This is a genomic window from Burkholderia sp. CpTa8-5, from assembly GCF_017815045.1.
Classification (GTDB): domain Bacteria; phylum Pseudomonadota; class Gammaproteobacteria; order Burkholderiales; family Burkholderiaceae; genus Burkholderia; species Burkholderia sola.
Genome location: NZ_JAGIQD010000022.1, coordinates 17,718 through 33,403, shown reverse-complemented (window position 1 = coordinate 33,403; position 15,686 = coordinate 17,718). Strand labels below are relative to the sequence as shown.

At 68.3% G+C, this 15,686-nt stretch carries 12 protein-coding genes; 7 read left to right on the top strand and 5 right to left on the bottom strand.

Annotation, left to right across the window (positions count from 1 at the left end; genetic code table 11):
- Nucleotides 1-61: 61 nt before the first annotated feature.
- Complete coding sequence (gene smc / locus J8I35_RS26435) at nucleotides 62-3,574, bottom strand: chromosome segregation protein SMC (protein ID WP_209927754.1); 3,513 nt, start codon at nucleotides 3,572-3,574, stop codon at nucleotides 62-64.
- A gap of 139 nt (nucleotides 3,575-3,713) precedes the next feature.
- A complete protein-coding gene (locus tag J8I35_RS26430) occupies nucleotides 3,714-4,655 on the bottom strand; it encodes a DMT family transporter (protein ID WP_209927752.1) in 942 nt (313 codons plus the stop codon).
- 158 nt (nucleotides 4,656-4,813) lie between these two features.
- Here J8I35_RS26430 and dapC point away from each other — a divergent pair, with 158 nt between their 5' ends.
- The 6 genes from dapC to cls all read left to right on the top strand — a co-directional run bounded on the left by dapC (nucleotide 4,814) and on the right by cls (nucleotide 11,055).
- The gene (gene dapC / locus J8I35_RS26425; protein WP_209927750.1) at nucleotides 4,814-6,061 is read left to right on the top strand and encodes a succinyldiaminopimelate transaminase; all 1,248 of its coding nucleotides are present in this window, start codon (nucleotides 4,814-4,816) and stop codon (nucleotides 6,059-6,061) included.
- 45 nt (nucleotides 6,062-6,106) lie between these two features.
- Entirely contained in the window at nucleotides 6,107-6,934 is an 828-nt protein-coding gene (gene dapD, locus J8I35_RS26420; protein WP_006478479.1) for a 2,3,4,5-tetrahydropyridine-2,6-dicarboxylate N-succinyltransferase, read from the top strand.
- On the top strand, nucleotides 6,934-7,302 hold the full coding sequence (locus J8I35_RS26415; RefSeq protein WP_050012911.1) for an ArsC family reductase: 369 nt from the start codon (nucleotides 6,934-6,936) through the stop codon (nucleotides 7,300-7,302). The genes dapD and J8I35_RS26415 overlap by 1 nt, the downstream gene beginning before the upstream one ends.
- A 123-nt stretch (nucleotides 7,303-7,425) precedes the next feature.
- A complete protein-coding gene (dapE, locus tag J8I35_RS26410) occupies nucleotides 7,426-8,565 on the top strand; it encodes a succinyl-diaminopimelate desuccinylase (protein WP_124593996.1) in 1,140 nt (379 codons plus the stop codon).
- Nucleotides 8,566-8,576: 11 nt separating this feature from the next.
- The gene (prmB, locus tag J8I35_RS26405) at nucleotides 8,577-9,485 is read left to right on the top strand and encodes a 50S ribosomal protein L3 N(5)-glutamine methyltransferase (protein ID WP_050012913.1); all 909 of its coding nucleotides are present in this window, start codon (nucleotides 8,577-8,579) and stop codon (nucleotides 9,483-9,485) included.
- 130 nt (nucleotides 9,486-9,615) lie between these two features.
- A complete protein-coding gene (gene cls, locus J8I35_RS26400; protein ID WP_209927748.1) occupies nucleotides 9,616-11,055 on the top strand; it encodes a cardiolipin synthase in 1,440 nt (479 codons plus the stop codon).
- A 63-nt stretch (nucleotides 11,056-11,118) separates the two neighbouring features.
- Here cls and J8I35_RS26395 read toward each other — a convergent pair whose 3' ends face one another.
- A complete protein-coding gene (locus J8I35_RS26395; protein WP_050012915.1) occupies nucleotides 11,119-11,598 on the bottom strand; it encodes a glutathione peroxidase in 480 nt (159 codons plus the stop codon).
- 136 nt (nucleotides 11,599-11,734) lie between these two features.
- On the opposite strand from J8I35_RS26395, the gene J8I35_RS26390 reads away from it, so the two are divergent.
- Complete coding sequence (locus J8I35_RS26390; protein ID WP_209927746.1) at nucleotides 11,735-13,666, top strand: ATP-binding cassette domain-containing protein; 1,932 nt, start codon at nucleotides 11,735-11,737, stop codon at nucleotides 13,664-13,666.
- A 217-nt stretch (nucleotides 13,667-13,883) separates the two neighbouring features.
- Here J8I35_RS26390 and J8I35_RS26385 read toward each other — a convergent pair whose 3' ends face one another.
- Nucleotides 13,884-14,150 carry a DUF2866 domain-containing protein gene (locus J8I35_RS26385; RefSeq protein ID WP_050012917.1) on the bottom strand — a complete coding sequence of 89 codons (267 nt, stop codon included), beginning with the start codon at nucleotides 14,148-14,150 and terminating at the stop codon, nucleotides 13,884-13,886.
- 148 nt (nucleotides 14,151-14,298) lie between these two features.
- Nucleotides 14,299-15,675 carry a DNA repair protein RadA gene (gene radA / locus J8I35_RS26380; protein ID WP_050012918.1) on the bottom strand — a complete coding sequence of 459 codons (1,377 nt, stop codon included), beginning with the start codon at nucleotides 15,673-15,675 and terminating at the stop codon, nucleotides 14,299-14,301.
- Nucleotides 15,676-15,686: the final 11 nt, after the last annotated feature.

Sequence of the window (15,686 nt, the reverse complement as noted above, 5' to 3'; positions counted from 1 at the left end):
TCGTCGGGACCGCGAACGGGCGCCCATGCGCCGCGCGAACGCGGTCCGGTTTCGTCAAACGTCAATTCTGGGCAAAACCCGCGGCGGTTTCCATGTCCACCGCGACGATCCGCGACACGCCCTGCTCCTGCATCGTCACGCCGATCAGTTGCTGCGCCATTTCCATCGCGATCTTGTTGTGCGAGATGAACAGGAACTGCGTCTTGTCGGACATCGCGCGGACCAGATTCGCGAAACGCTCGGTGTTCGCGTCGTCCAGCGGCGCGTCGACCTCGTCGAGCAGACAGAACGGCGCCGGGTTCAGCTGGAACATCGCGAACACCAGCGCGGTCGCGGTCAGCGCCTTCTCGCCGCCCGACAGCAGGTGAATCGTCGCGTTCTTCTTGCCGGGCGGCTGCGCCATCACCTGCACGCCGGCGTCGAGAATCTCGTCGCCCGTCATGATCAGCTTCGCCTGGCCGCCGCCGAACAGGCGCGGGAACAGATCGCTGAAATGACGATTGACCTCGTCGAAGGTGCCCTGCAGCAGCGTGCGGGTTTCCTGGTCGATCTTGTGGATCGCGTCCTCGAGCGTCGTGATCGCGTCGATCAGGTCGGCCGATTGCGCGTCGAGGAACACCTTGCGCTCGCTCGCGGCCTTCAGCTCGTCGAGCGCGGCCATGTTCACCGGGCCGAGCGCGTTGATTGCGTTGTTCAGGCGCGTGACTTCGCCCTGCAGGTACGACGGCTTGAGATCCGGCGTCAGCTTCGCGGCCAGCGCGACCTCGTCGACCTCGGCGGTCGCGAGCTGCTCGGCGAACTGCTCGACGGACAGGCGCGCGGCCTGCTCCTTCAGCTGCAGCTCGGTGATGCGGTCGCGCAGCGGCTGCAGCGAACGTTCGGCAACGAGCCGCTGCTCGTCCGACGCACGCAGCTTTGCGGTGAGATCGTCGAGCTCGATCCGCGCGGCCTGCAGCGCTTCTTCCTTCACCGCGCGAATCTCGAGCGCGTCCTGCAGGCCCGTGTGCGCGGTCTGCTCGTTGATCGTCTCGAGTTCGGCGCGCGCGTCTTCGAGCGACGCGGCGACGCGCTCGCTCTGCTCGTGCGCGACCTGGATCGTGCGCTTGAGCTCGTCGATCCGCGTCACCGCGTTGCGTGCGGCGAAGCGCGCATCGTTCGCGCCGCGCTCCAGGTCGCGCGCTTCCTGACGCGCCTGCGTCAGCGATTCGTCGAGCGACTCGAACGCGAGCTGGTTGTCCTCGAAGCGCGCCTGCAGTTCCGCGAGCTCGCCGTCGAAGCGCTCGAAATTCGCTTCCGACTCCGCGCGCAAGGCACGCTGCTCCTCGATCTGCGCGCCGATTTCCTCGAGTTCCTCGCGGATCTGCGTGCTGCGCTGCGTATAGCGTTCGTGCGCCTGCGCGAGCTTCAGCACATCCATCTGCAGCGCATGCACGCGCTGCGTCGCGCGTTCGGCCTGCGCGCGCACGTCGCCGAGCGCCTGCGTGGCCTGCGTGTGCGCGGCTTCCGCCCGCACGGCGGCCGTGCGCGCCTCGTCGGCGAGCAGCGCCTGCGCGCGCACCTGACGCGTCAGGTTTTCGATTTCCTGCTGACGGGCCAGCATCCCGGCCTGCTCCGAATCGGCCGCGTACAGCTGCACGCCGACCCGCGTGACGATATGGCCGGCCTTGACGACGAACGCGCCACCCGCCGGCAGTTGCGCGCGCGTCGCGAGCGCCTGCGCGACGTCGTCGGCGACGTACACGTTGCCGAGCCAGTCGTTCAGCACCGCGCGGATGCCCGCGTCGTCGATGCGCACCAGCGACAGCACCGGACTCAGCCCGGCCACGGCAGCGGGCGGTTCGCCGGCCGCGGGCGGCGCGTAGAACGCGAGCTTCGCGGGCGGCGCATCGGTCGCGAATGCCTTCACCCAGTCGAGATTCGACACTTCGAGCGCGGCAAGGCGCTCACGCAGCACGGCCTCGAGCGCCGCTTCCCAGCCGGCCTCGACGTGCAGCTTCTTCCACAGACGCGGCAACGCGCCGAGCTCGTGCTTGTCGAGCCACGGCTGGATCTTGCCTTCGGTCTGCACGTTGTCCTGCAGCTGTTTCAGCGCGGCGAGGCGCGCTTCGAGCTGGTGGATCTGCGCGGCTTCGGCCTGCACGCGCTCCTGCGCGGCGCGGCGTTCGCCGTCGAGACGCGGCACCGTTTCCTGCGCGTCGGCAAGACGCGCCTGCGCTTCCGCGAGAATCTCTTCCTGCTCGGCCAACTGCATGCGCAGTTCTTCGAGCTGCGTCTCGTCCGGCGCGTCGAGCCCGCCCGCTTCGCTCTTCAGGCGCTCGTGGCGCTGCTGAAGCTGCTGGAGCTGCTGGTCGGCGTTGCGCTGGTGCGCGGCTTCGAGCTTCAGCGACTGCTCGGTCTGCGCGATCCGCGCGCGCTCATCGTTGAGCTGCGCCTGCGCGTCGCGCCACTTCGCTTCGAGCGCCGGCAGCGCATCGTGCTTCGCGGCCGCGTTGTCTTCGGCGAACGCGGCCTTCTCGTCGGCCATCGCGCGCGCCTCTTCGGCTTCCTCGAGCTCGTCCTGCGACTTCTCGGCCTGCGCGCGCCACTGCTCGCGCTGCGCGTTCAGCGCGGCGATCTGCGCCTGCACGCGATTGCGCGATTCGACGATGAACTTGATCTCGGCTTCGAGGCGGCTCACCTCGGCGTTCGCCTCGTAGAGCGCGCCCTGCGCGCCCTGCATCGCATCGCTCGCCGAGTAGTGCGCGACGCGCAGCGTCTCGAGCTGCGCCTCGACTTCGCGCAGCTTCGCCGTCTGCGCCTCGAGGTCGATCTGCGCCTGTTCGATCGCGCGCTGCTGCTTCTGCTGCTCGCCCGCGGCCTCGTTCTTGCGCAGCAGCCACAGCAGGCGCTGCTTCTCCTCGCCGTCGGCGACGAGTTCCTTGTACTTGGTCGCGACCACCGCCTGCGCCTCGAGCTTTTCGAGGTTCGCGCCGAGTTCGCGGACGATGTCCTCGACGCGCGTCAGATTCTCGCGCGTGTCGTGCAGGCGGTTCTCGGTTTCGCGACGGCGTTCCTTGTACTTCGACACGCCGGCGGCTTCCTCGAGGAACACGCGCAGCTCTTCCGGCTTCGCCTCGATGATCCGCGCGATCATGCCCTGCCCGATGATCGCGTACGCACGCGGCCCGAGGCCGGTGCCGAGGAAGATGTCCTGGATGTCGCGGCGGCGCGCCGGCAGGTTGTTGATGTAGTAGCTCGACGTGCCGTCGCGCGTCAGCACGCGCTTCACGGCGATTTCGCCGTACTGGCCCCACTGCCCGGCCGCGCGGCCGTCGGAGTTGTCGAAGATCAGTTCGACGCTGGCCCGGCTGCCGGGCTTGCGGGCGGTCGAACCGTTGAAGATCACGTCCTGCATCGATTCGCCGCGCAGCTCGGACGCGCGCGACTCGCCGAGCACCCAGCGCACGGCATCGATGATGTTGGACTTGCCGCATCCGTTCGGGCCGACCACGCCGACAAGCTGGCCCGGAACCTGGAAATGCGTGGGATCGACGAAGGATTTGAAGCCAGCGAGTTTGATCGAGCTCAGACGCACGGCGGTATCGGATGTGAAGAAGGTGTGAAACGGACGGGGCCGCACGGCGCGGGGCCGGAGAGCCCCTGCGCGCCACACGCCCCGGAATTCAAAAACGGGGCCGCGCGCATCCAGCGTTGGGCCCCGCAAACGGCTTCCATCATACCATCGCGCGTGAGCCGTCCCGCCCGTCGCCGGGTTTGTCCGGTGCCGGCGCGGCACGATGGACCCGGCTCGACAGCAGCGTCGCCAGCACGATGCACGCGCCGCCCGCCCACTCGCGCGCGCTCGGCAGCTCGTTCGCGAACACCCACGCGGACAGCGCGGTGATCACGATCTCGAACAGCATGATGATCGACGCGCGGTTCGCCGGCACGCGCGCGAGGCCGTACTGGACCAGCAGGTTGTTCGACGCCATCGTCACGCCGATCGCCGCGATGATCAGCGCGGCCACGCCCAGCTGGCCGCTCGCCGGCGCGGCCGGCAGCCCTTCGAACAGCGACGCGATCGCGCCGAACACGGCCGCGCCGCCGAACAGCGTCGCGGTGCGCATCTCCGCGCGCATGTCGGGCAGCTCGCGGCTCGCCTTGATCACCAGCACGTTGCTCATCGCGAAGCTGAGCCCGGCCGCGAGGCCGGCCCATTCGGCCGGGTTGGCCGGCAGCGGCAAGCCGAGCGCCGGCGACCACAGCATCAGCATCGCGCCGCCGATCGACAGCGCCGCGAGCCCGGCGCCGGCCCAGGTCAGCCGTTCGCGCAGCAGGAAATGCGCGTAGATCGCGGTCCAGGCCGGCGTCAGGTAGAACAGCAGCATCACGCGCAGCACCTCGCCGTGGATCGTGCCCCAGACGAACCCGAGGTTCGTCACGCCGGCCGTGACCGCGATGCCCGGCAGCACCCAGTGCCAGCGCAGCGTCGCGATCGTGCGGTGCCGCACGACGATCACAAACAGGAACGCGACGAGGCTCGTCAGCGCACTGGCCAGCGTGCCCGTCACGCCGAGCGACGCGAGGATCCGCAGCGGATACCAGATCAGGCCCCATACCGACGCGCCAATCAGGATGGCCAGCGTCGGCAGGCTGCCGCGTACCGCGTTGTTCATTTGGTTCGATACCCTTTATTCGACCGCCCCGGCCGCCGTTCCGGCAGGCCGTGACCGCATTCCGTCACGCTATAATCGTCCGTTGCGAACCGCGCGCCCCGGCGCCCGTTCGCAGCCGCGCGGCGCGCCCGCCGCTTCTTTCGCTCCAACCGGCCGCGATGGCCGCTTCGCCCGTGAACCCTCGACTCGACTCGCTCCAGCCCTATCCCTTCGAAAAGCTGCGCGCCCTGTTCAAGGACGTGACGCCCGGTGCCGGTACGCCTTCCGGCAACCTGAAACCGATCAGCTTCGGCATCGGCGAGCCCAAACACGCGACGCCGGCGCTGATCCGCGACGCCGTGGTGGCCGCGCTCGACGGCCTCGCGTCGTACCCGGCCACCGCCGGCTCGGATGCGCTGCGCACGTCGATCGCGCGCTGGCTCGAACGCCGCTACGGACTGCCGGCGATCGATGCGGCCACGCAGGTGCTGCCGGTGTCGGGTTCGCGCGAGGCGCTGTTCTCGCTCGCGCAGACCGTGATCGACGCGCGGCCGCGTGCGGACGGCAAGAAGGCGATCGTACTCTGTCCGAATCCCTTCTATCAAATTTACGAAGGCGCGTCGCTGCTGGCCGGTGCCGAACCCTATTTCGCGAACAGCGACCCGGCCCGCAACTTCGCGTGCGACTACGCGGCCGTGCCCGAGGAAGTGTGGGCGCGCACGCAGCTGCTGTACGTGTGCTCGCCGGGCAACCCGACCGGCGCCGTGCTGACGCTCGACGACTGGCGCGAGCTGTTCGCGCTGTCCGACCGCCACGGTTTCGTGATCGCGTCCGACGAGTGCTATTCGGAAATCTATTTCGACGAAGCGGCGCCGCCGCTCGGCGGTCTTGAAGCCGCGCACCGCCTCGGCCGCGGCTTCGAACGACTCGTGATGCTGTCGAGCCTGTCGAAGCGCTCGAACGTGCCGGGCATGCGCTCGGGCTTCGTCGCCGGCGACGCCGCGCTGCTGAAGCAATTCCTGCTGTACCGCACGTACCACGGCGCCGCGCTGTCGCCCGTCTGGCAGCACGCGAGCATCGCCGCGTGGAACGACGAGGCGCACGTGCGCGAGAACCGCGCGCTGTACCTGCAGAAGTTCAATACGGTCACGCCGATGCTCGCCGAGGTCATCGACGTGAAGCTGCCCGACGCCGCGTTCTACCTGTGGGCCAACGTCGCGCGCACCGGCCTGTCGGACACCGAGTTCGCCCGTCGCCTGTACGCCGACTATAATGTGACGGTTCTGCCCGGCTCGTACCTGGCGCGCGATGCGCACGGCACGAACCCGGGCCGCGATTTCATCCGGATCGCGCTCGTCGCGGGCACCCCCGAATGCGTCGAGGGCGCGCAACGCATCGTCGATTTCTGCCGCGCTCTCGCGCGGTAAGACGTCCATCCCGATCAATTCCATCCATCTCCTGCGAAAACGAACATGTCGCAACAACTTCAGCAAATCATCGACACCGCCTGGGAAAACCGCGCCGAGCTGTCGCCGAAGGCCGCGCCCGCCGACGTCCGCGAGGCCGTCGCTCACGCGATCGAGCAACTCGACAAGGGTGCGCTGCGCGTCGCCGAGAAAATCGACGGCAACTGGACGGTCCACCAGTGGCTGAAGAAGGCCGTGCTGCTGTCGTTCCGCCTGGAGGACAACGCGCCGATGCCGGCCGGCGGCTACTCGCAGTTCTACGACAAGGTGCCGTCGAAGTTCGCGAACTACACGGCCGAAGACTTCGCCGCGGGCGGCTTCCGCGTCGTGCCGCCGGCCATCGCGCGCCGCGGCTCGTTCATCGCGAAGAACGTCGTGCTGATGCCGTCGTACACCAACATCGGCGCGTACGTCGACGAAGGCACGATGGTCGACACGTGGGCGACGGTCGGTTCGTGCGCGCAGATCGGCAAGAACGTGCACCTGTCGGGCGGCGTCGGCATCGGCGGCGTGCTCGAGCCGCTGCAGGCGAACCCGGTCATCATCGAAGACAACTGCTTCATTGGCGCGCGCTCGGAAGTCGTCGAAGGCGTGATCGTCGAGGAGAACTCGGTGATCTCGATGGGCGTGTACCTCGGCCAGAGCACCAAGATCTACGACCGCGAGACGGGCGAAGTCAGCTACGGCCGCATCCCGGCCGGCTCGGTCGTCGTCGCCGGCAACCTGCCGTCGAAGGACGGCTCGCACAGCCTGTACTGCGCGGTGATCGTCAAGAAGGTCGACGCGAAGACGCGTGCGAAGGTCGGCCTGAACGAGCTGCTGCGAGGCGACTGATGGCGAAGCCGCACACCGTGGTCGTCTACGGCATTCCGAACTGCGACACCGTGAAGAAGGCCCGCGTGTGGCTCGACGATCACGGCGTCGAGTTCGAGTTCCACGATTTCAAGAAGCTCGGCGTCAGCGCGCCGCTGATCGAAGACTGGCTGAAGGACGTGTCGCTCGACGCGCTCGTGAACAAGCGCGGCACCACGTGGCGCGGCCTGGACGACGGGATGAAGGCGGCCGCCGAAACGAAGACCGGCGCGGTCGCGCTGATGATCCACAAGCCATCGGTCATCAAGCGTCCCGTGCTCGTCGTCAACGGCCGCGTGAAATCGCTCGGGTTCGTGGCCGATCAATACGCGGCGCTGTTTGCCGCATAGGGCCGCCCGCGCCGCGCCTGCGGGCGTAGGGCCTGTTCACGCTAATAACGGGCTTGCGCTGGCCCGACGCCCTGTCGCTGCCGGCCACCGCGCCGGCATTTTTTATCGAAAGTGGTCCGAACCATGTCCGCCACCCTAGCCCTTACCGAACAGCTGATCGCCCGCGCGTCCGTGACGCCCGACGACCAGCACTGCCAGCAGATCATGACCGAGCGCCTCGCCGCGCTCGGCTTCGAATGCGAGACCATCGCGTCGCACGGCGTGACCAACCTGTGGGCCGTCAAGCGCGGCACCGACGGCCGCGACGGCAAGCTGCTCGCGTTCGCGGGCCACACCGACGTCGTGCCGACCGGCCCGCTCGAACAGTGGACGTCGCCGCCGTTCATTCCCGCCCATCGCGACGGCAAGCTGTACGGCCGCGGCGCGGCCGACATGAAGACGTCGCTCGCGGCGTTCGTCGTCGCGTCCGAGGAATTCGTCGCGGCCCATCCCGACCACCGCGGCGCGATCGCGTTCCTGATCACGAGCGACGAGGAAGGCCCGGCCACCGACGGCACCGTGAAGGTCGTCGAACTGCTGCAGGCACGCGGCGAGCGGCTCGACTACTGCATCGTCGGCGAGCCGACGTCGAGCGCCGAGCTCGGCGACGTCGTCAAGAACGGCCGCCGCGGGTCGATGTCCGGCGAACTGGTCGTCAAGGGCGTGCAGGGCCACATCGCGTATCCGCACCTCGCGAAGAACCCGATCCACCTGCTCGCGCCGGCGCTCGCCGAACTCGCCGCCGAGCAATGGGACGAAGGCAACGAATACTTCCCGCCGACCACCTGGCAGGTGTCGAACCTGCACGCCGGCACCGGTGCGACCAACGTGATCCCCGGCCACGCCGACCTGATGTTCAACTTCCGCTTCTCGACCGCGAGCACCGTCGAAGGCCTGCAGGCCCGCGTGCATGCGATCCTCGACAAGCATGGCCTCGAATACACGCTGAAGTGGTCGGTGAGCGGCCTGCCGTTCCTCACGCCGCGCGGCGAACTGTCGGGCGCGCTGGAAAACGCAATTCGCACCGAGACCGGCATCACGACCGAGCTATCGACGACGGGCGGCACGTCGGACGGCCGCTTCATCGCGCGCATCTGCCCGCAGGTGATCGAATTCGGCCCGCCGAACGGCAGCATCCACAAGATCGACGAGCACATCGAAGTGCGCTTCGTCGACCCGCTGAAGAACGTGTACCGACGCGTGCTCGAACAACTGATCGCCTGACGGAGCCTCGCATGACGACACCTTTTGCCACAGTTCGCGACCTGCTGCGCTACGCGGTCACGCGCTTCTCGAAAGCAAAGCTCGCGTTCGGCCACGGTTCCGACAACGCGTACGACGAAGCGGCCTACCTCGTGTTGCATACGCTCGACCTGCCGCTCGACACGCTCGAGCCGTTCCTCGACGCGCGCCTCTTGCCCGACGAAATCGCGGCCGTGCTCGCGGTGATCGAACGACGTGCGGCCGACCGCGTGCCGGCCGCGTACCTCACGCATGAAGCGTGGATGCATGGCCACCGTTTCTACGTCGACGAACGCGTGATCGTGCCGCGCTCGTTCATCGGCGAATTGCTCGACGACGGGCTGCAGCCGTATGTCGCCGATCCCGAGCAGGTCGGCGCGGTGCTCGAACTGTGCACCGGCTCCGGCTGCCTCGCGATCCTCGCGGCGAGCGCGTTCCCGAACGCCGAGATCGACGCGGTCGACCTGTCGGACAAGGCGCTCGAAGTCGCGGAAATCAACGTGCGCGACTACGGCCTCGAAGACCGCATCGGGCTGCACCGCGGCGACCTTTACGCCCCGCTGCCCGCGTTCCGCACCGATCCCGACTCGCGCTACGACGTGATCCTGACGAACCCGCCGTACGTGAACGCCGCGTCGATGGCCGCGCTGCCGCCCGAATACCGGCACGAGCCGGAGATGGCGCTCGCCGGCGGCGACGACGGGATGGACATCGTGCGACGCATCGTCGCCGACGCGCACCGCTGGCTGCATGACGACGGCGTGCTCGTCGTCGAGATCGGCAACGAGCGCGAGCACGTCGAAGCGGCGTTCGGCGGCCTCGAGCTCACGTGGCTGCCCACCAGCGCGGGCGACGACGCCGTGTTCCTGATCCAGGCGTCGGACCTGCCCCGCAAGGGCTGAGCGTTCCGCCGGGCCCGCCGTGCGGCGCACCATTGCGCCGCACGGTTGGGTAAGATGCGCGTAGGCGGCCGCCCGGCCGCACGACTTCGGGAGTCCCCTCGGGCGTCCCGCGGGAGTCCTTCAAGCGCCCATGACCCTCGACTGGCTACATCTCGGCACCCTGATCCTGACCATCCACGTGCTCGGGATCGTCGCGGCATGCCATGCAATCATGAACACGCGCACGTCGCAAGGCGCGATCGCGTGGGCCGTCTCGCTCACGGCCATGCCGTACCTGACGCTCGTTCCCTACCTGTTCCTCGGCCGCAGCAAATTCTCCGGCTACGTCGACGCCCGGCGCCACGAACTCGAAATGTTGCGCACGCACACACCGCGTTCGCCGTGGCGCGCGACCGACGCAACCGACGGGCCGGCCGCCGACGCGCTGGGGCAGGCTGCCGTGCTCGCGCTCACGCGGCTCGGCGGCATGCCGTTCCTCGGCGGCAATTCGGTGCGCACGCTCGTCAACGGCGACGCGACGTTCTCGGCCATCCTGTCGGCGATCGACGCCGCGCGCGACTACGTGCTCGTCCAGTTCTTCATCGTGCGCGACGATGCGCTCGGCCGGATGCTGCGCGACTCGCTGCTCGCGCGCGTGGCCGCCGGCGTACGCTGCTGCGTGCTGTACGACAGCATCGGCTGCTTCGACCTGCCGCACAGCTACGTCGACGCATTGCGCCGCGGCGGCGTCGAGGTCCATCCGTTCGCGACCAACCGGAAATTCGTCAACCGCTTCCAGCTGAACTTCCGCAACCATCGCAAGATCGTCGTCGTCGACGGCAATTGCGCGTTCGTCGGCGGCCACAACGTCGGCGTCGAATATCTCGGCGCGAATCCGCGCCTGTCGCCGTGGCGCGACACCCACATCGAGATACGCGGCCCCGTGGTGGCGAGCATCCAGTACGTGTTCGCCGAAGACTGGCACTGGGCGACGCAGAAGCTGCCGCCGATCGCGCTGCCGCCGCCCGCGCAGCCCGGCGACGGCATGCATTGCCTCGCGGTGCCGATGGGGCCCGCCGACAAGCAGGAAACCGGCTCGCTGTTCTTCGCCGAATCGATCAATGCCGCCCGCGAGCGGGTGTGGATCACCACGCCGTACCTCGTTCCCGATGAAGCCGTGGTGTCCGCGCTGAAGCTCGCCGTGATGCGCGGCGTCGACGTGCGCATCCTGATCCCGAGCCGGCGCGATCACTACGTCGTGTTCGAGGCGTCGAAGCTTTACGCGCGCGACCTCGTCGATGCGGGCGTGAAAGTGTTCCGCTACCGGCCCGGTTTCCTGCACCAGAAGGTCGTGCTGATCGACCGCATCGCGGCAGCAATCGGCAGCGCGAATCTCGACAACCGTTCGTTCCGCCTCAATTTCGAGATCATGGTGCTGACCGTCGACCCGGCCTTCGCCGACGAGGTCGAAACGATGCTCGACGCCGACTTCGCTCAGGCGTACGAGGTGGACGCGGACGAATACCGGCAGTCGCCCGCCTGGCGGCGCATCGCGATGCACGTCGCGCGGCTGTTCGCACCGATCCTGTAACGGCCGCGACGACCGCCGCCCCCGCACGATCCGCACCGGCGCCGCGCACGCGGCGCTGCGCCGTCACAGCAGCTTGTCGATGTCCGCGGCGATTTCGTCGGGCTTGGTGGACGGCGCGTAGCGCTTGACGATGCGCCCTTCGCGGTCGATCAGGAATTTCGTGAAATTCCACTTGATCGCCTTGAGGCCGAGAATGCCGGGCGCCTCGTCGGTCAGGTAGCGATACAGCGGATGCGCGTGGTCGCCCTTCACGTCGATCTTCGCGAACATCGGGAACGTGACGCCGTAGTTGCGTTCGCAGAACGCACCGATCTGCTCGGCGTCGCCCGGCTCCTGCTTGCCGAACTGGTTGCACGGGAAGCCGAGTACGAAGAAGCCGCGCGCCGCGTACTGGTCGTACAGCTTCTGCAGCCCCGCGTATTGCGGCGTGAAACCGCACTCGCTCGCGGTATTGACGATCAGCAGCACCTTGCCGCGATACGCGTCGAGCGACACCGGCGCACCGGCCAGCGTCTCCGCGTTGAACGAATACAGGGTGGACATCGGGCACTCCTTTTACGAAACCGGATCGACGTGGAGTCTAGGCGAAATCGCGCCGTTGCGGCATCCGCCGAACGGCCGATGCCCGGCGCGACCGGCGCGCGGTCTAGAATAGCGGTTTTGGCCAGTCATTTCCGCCGTGATCCGTTTCAATCAGTTCAGCCTTGCGCGCGGCACCAAGCCGCTGTTCGAGTCGACCTCGTTCGTGCTCAATCCCGGCGAGAAAGCCGGCCTGATCGGCGCGAACGGCGCCGGCAAGTCGACGCTGTTTTCCGTCCTGCGCGGCGAGCTGCATGCCGACGGAGGTGATTTCTCGATGCCGCCGTCGTGGCGGATCGCCCACGTGTCGCAGGAAACGCCCGCGGTCGATCGTTCCGCGCTCGACTACACGCTCGACGGCGATACCGCGCTGCGCGAGATCGAGGCCCGCATCGCCGCCGCGTCGGCCGCGCATGACGGCGCCGCCGAAGGCGACGCGCACGCGGCGTTCGCCGACGCCGACGGCTACACCGCGCCGGCCCGCGCCGAAGCGCTGCTGCTCGGCCTCGGCTTCACGCTTGCGCAAACGCGCGAATCCGTCGCGAGCTTCTCCGGCGGCTGGCGCATGCGCCTGAACCTCGCGCAGGCGCTGATGTGCCGCTCCGACCTGCTGCTGCTCGACGAACCGACGAACCACCTCGACCTCGACGCGATCGTGTGGCTCGAAGACTGGCTGCACCGCTACCCCGGCACGCTCGTCGTGATTTCGCACGACCGCGAATTCCTCGATTCGATCTGCAACGTCACGCTGCATCTGGAAAACCGCCAGGTGAAGCGCTACGGCGGCAACTACTCGCAGTTCGAAGTGCTGCGCGCACAGCAACTGGCGCTGCAGCAAAGCGCGTACGAAAAGCAGCAGAAGACGATCGAGCACCTGCAGAGCTTCGTCGACCGCTTCAAGGCCAAGGCGACCAAGGCCAAGCAGGCGCAAAGCCGGATGAAGGCGCTCGAGAAGATGGAGCTGATCGCGCCCGCGCACATCGCGTCGCCGTTCACGTTCGAATTCCGCACGCCCGATGCCGCGCCGAACCCGATGATGGTGATGGAAGACGTCCGCTGCGGCTACCATGCCGACGACGGAACGGATATCCCGATCGTCGAGCGCGTCGCGCTGTCGATCCAGAACGGCCAGCGCATCGGCCTGCTCGGCGCCAACGGCCAGGGCAAGTCGACGCTGATCAAGACGCTGGCCGGCACGCTCGCGCCGCTGTCCGGGCAGGTCCGCGACGGCAAGGGGCTGACGATCGGTTATTTCGCGCAGCACCAGCTCGAAACGCTGCGCGAAGACGATTCGCCGCTCGCGCATCTGGCGCGGCTCGCGCCCGACACGCGCGAGCAGGAATTGCGCGACTTCCTCGGCGGCTTCAATTTCTCGGGCGACATGGCGACCAGCCCGGTCGGGCCGTTCTCGGGCGGCGAAAAAGCGCGCCTCGCGCTGGCGCTGATCATCTGGCAGAAGCCGAACCTGCTGCTGCTCGACGAACCGACGAACCACCTCGACCTCGAAACGCGCCACGCGCTGACGATGGCGCTCGCGCAGTTCGAAGGCACGCTGATCCTCGTGTCGCACGATCGTCACCTGCTGCGCGCGACGACCGACCAGTTCATGCTGGTCGCGAAGCATCGGCTGCAGCCGTTCGACGGCGACCTCGACGACTACCGCGACTGGCTGCTGCAGCATGCGGCCGAGCAACGCGCGGTCGCGAAGGCCGACAGCGCGGCCGCCGCAGGCGCCGATCCGGGCGTCAACCGCAAGGACCAGAAGCGCCAGGCGGCCGAGGAACGCCAGCGGCTGTCGCAGCTGAAGAAACCGCTGCAGAACCGCATCACGAAGCTCGAAAAGGAAATGGAAGCACTGCACGCGGAGAAGGCGCGCCTCGACGCGTTCGTCGCCGATCCGGCGAGCTACGAAGCCGCGCGCAAGACGGAACTGACCGACGCGATCCGCACGCTCGGTGAAGTCACGACCCGGCTCGAGACGGTCGAGGCCGACTGGCTCGCCGTGCAGGAAGAACTCGAGCAGATCGGCTGAACGCGGCCATCGGCGCCGGCAGGCGACGAGCGTGTCGGCGGCGGCATAGCGCGGCGGGGCGCCGGGGCGTCGACACCCCATGAATCCGCCGGGCCGGGCCGCGCCCCGGGCCGGCCCGGAAACGACAAGGCCGGGCGCCCTGGCCCGGCCTCGTTGTCATTGCTGCGTTCGACGCGGTTGCGTCGGCTGGCGCCCGTATGCCCGCCGCACCATCCGCTCAGCGGCGCGGCAGCGTATCGCGCGGCATCTGCTCGTCGTCGTCCATCAGGTACCGGCGCCCTTCGGTTGGCCGGCGGATCGCCGCGGCGACTTCCGCTTCCGTCACATCCTCGGACACGACCTTGCGCGCCAGACGCCCTTCTTCGTCGATCCACTCGACGATCCGGCATCCGCCGCCCCACGGCTGGCGAATCGGCTCCGACACGCGGCAGCCGCGCAGGTTGTAAAGGCGTCCGCCAGGCGCTTCCCCATAGGATTTCAACATAGGTTCCCTTCGCATTGCGCGGTTCGACAATCCGGCAAAGGATAGGGAAAAGCGATGTCCGGCGGGTTACAGCAGCCTACATATTCTTTACAGCGAATTACGCGACAGATCGCCCGGCGACGCACGGCCCGTGCGCGCGCCGGGCCGCTCATTCAAGATCGCGCACGCGGTCGATCGCCTGCTCGAGCCGCTCGACGGCCATCACGTTGAGCCCTTCGATCGGCTGTTTCGGCGCATTCGCCTTCGGGATCAGCGCGGACGTGAAGCCGAGCTTCGCCGCCTCGCGCAGCCGTTCCTGCCCGCGCGGGGACGGCCGGATCTCGCCGGCCAGCCCCACCTCGCCGAACACGATCAGCCCTTTCGGCAGCGCCTTGTTGCGCATCGACGAGTGAATGGCGAGCAGCACCGCGAGGTCGGCGGCCGGCTCGGTGATCTTCACGCCGCCCACCGCGTTCAGGAACACGTCCTGATCGAAGGCCGCGATGCCCGCGTGGCGGTGCAGCACCGCAAGCAGCATCGCGAGCCGGTTCTGCTCGAGGCCGACCGCGAGCCGGCGCGGGTTCGGCACGTGCGCCGTATCGACGAGCGCCTGGATTTCGACGAGCAGCGGGCGCGTGCCCTCCTGCGTGACGAGCACGCACGAACCGGGCACGACCTGCTCGTGCTGCGACAGGAACAGCGCGGACGGGTTGGCCACGCCGCGCAGCCCGCGCTCGGTCATCGCGAACACGCCGAGTTCGTTGACCGCGCCGAAGCGGTTCTTGAACGCGCGCACGAGCCGGAACGACGAATGCGTGTCGCCCTCGAAGTACAGCACCGTGTCGACGATGTGCTCGAGCACGCGCGGGCCGGCGAGGTTGCCCTCCTTCGTCACGTGCCCGACCATGATGATCGCGGTGCCCGACTGTTTCGCGATGCGCGTGAGCTGCGCCGCGCACTCGCGCACCTGCGCGACCGAGCCCGGCGCCGACGTCAGCGCCTCGGAATAGACGGTCTGGATCGAGTCGATGACGGCCACGTCCGGCCGCTCCGCGTCGATCGCGGCCTGGATCTTCTCGAGCTGGATCTCGGCGAGCAGCTTCAGTTCGGCCGCCGGCGCGCCGCCGTCGAGCAGCGCGAGCCGTTGCGCGCGCAACGCGATCTGCGCGGCCGATTCCTCGCCACTGATATAGAGCGCGCGCCGCTCGTTCGCGATATCCGCGAGCGACTGCAGCAGCAGCGTCGACTTGCCGATGCCCGGATCGCCACCGATCAGCACGACGCCGCCGGGCACCAGCCCGCCGCCCAGCACGCGGTCGAATTCGCCGATGCCGGTCGAGAAGCGCGGGACGTCGGCAGCCTCGATGTCGGCGAGACGCTGGACCGGCGCCCGCTTCGCGAGCGACTGGAACCGATGGGCGGCCGGCGACTCGGCGACCGATTCGACGAGCGTGTTCCACGCCTGGCACGACGGGCACTGGCCCTGCCACTTCGGGGTCTGTCCGCCGCACTCGCTGCAGACGTATACGGTTTTCTGTTTGGCCACGCGCGACGCCC

Coding starts and splice junctions, on each gene's coding strand:
- J8I35_RS26430 (WP_209927752.1), bottom strand. CDS start 4,655: ATGAACAACGCGGTACGCGGCAGCCTGCCGACGCTGGCCATCCTGATT.
- dapC (WP_209927750.1), top strand. CDS start 4,814: ATGGCCGCTTCGCCCGTGAACCCTCGACTCGACTCGCTCCAGCCCTAT.
- dapD (WP_006478479.1), top strand. CDS start 6,107: ATGTCGCAACAACTTCAGCAAATCATCGACACCGCCTGGGAAAACCGC.
- J8I35_RS26415 (WP_050012911.1), top strand. CDS start 6,934: ATGGCGAAGCCGCACACCGTGGTCGTCTACGGCATTCCGAACTGCGAC.
- dapE (WP_124593996.1), top strand. CDS start 7,426: ATGTCCGCCACCCTAGCCCTTACCGAACAGCTGATCGCCCGCGCGTCC.
- prmB (WP_050012913.1), top strand. CDS start 8,577: ATGACGACACCTTTTGCCACAGTTCGCGACCTGCTGCGCTACGCGGTC.
- cls (WP_209927748.1), top strand. CDS start 9,616: ATGACCCTCGACTGGCTACATCTCGGCACCCTGATCCTGACCATCCAC.
- J8I35_RS26395 (WP_050012915.1), bottom strand. CDS start 11,598: ATGTCCACCCTGTATTCGTTCAACGCGGAGACGCTGGCCGGTGCGCCG.
- J8I35_RS26385 (WP_050012917.1), bottom strand. CDS start 14,150: ATGTTGAAATCCTATGGGGAAGCGCCTGGCGGACGCCTTTACAACCTG.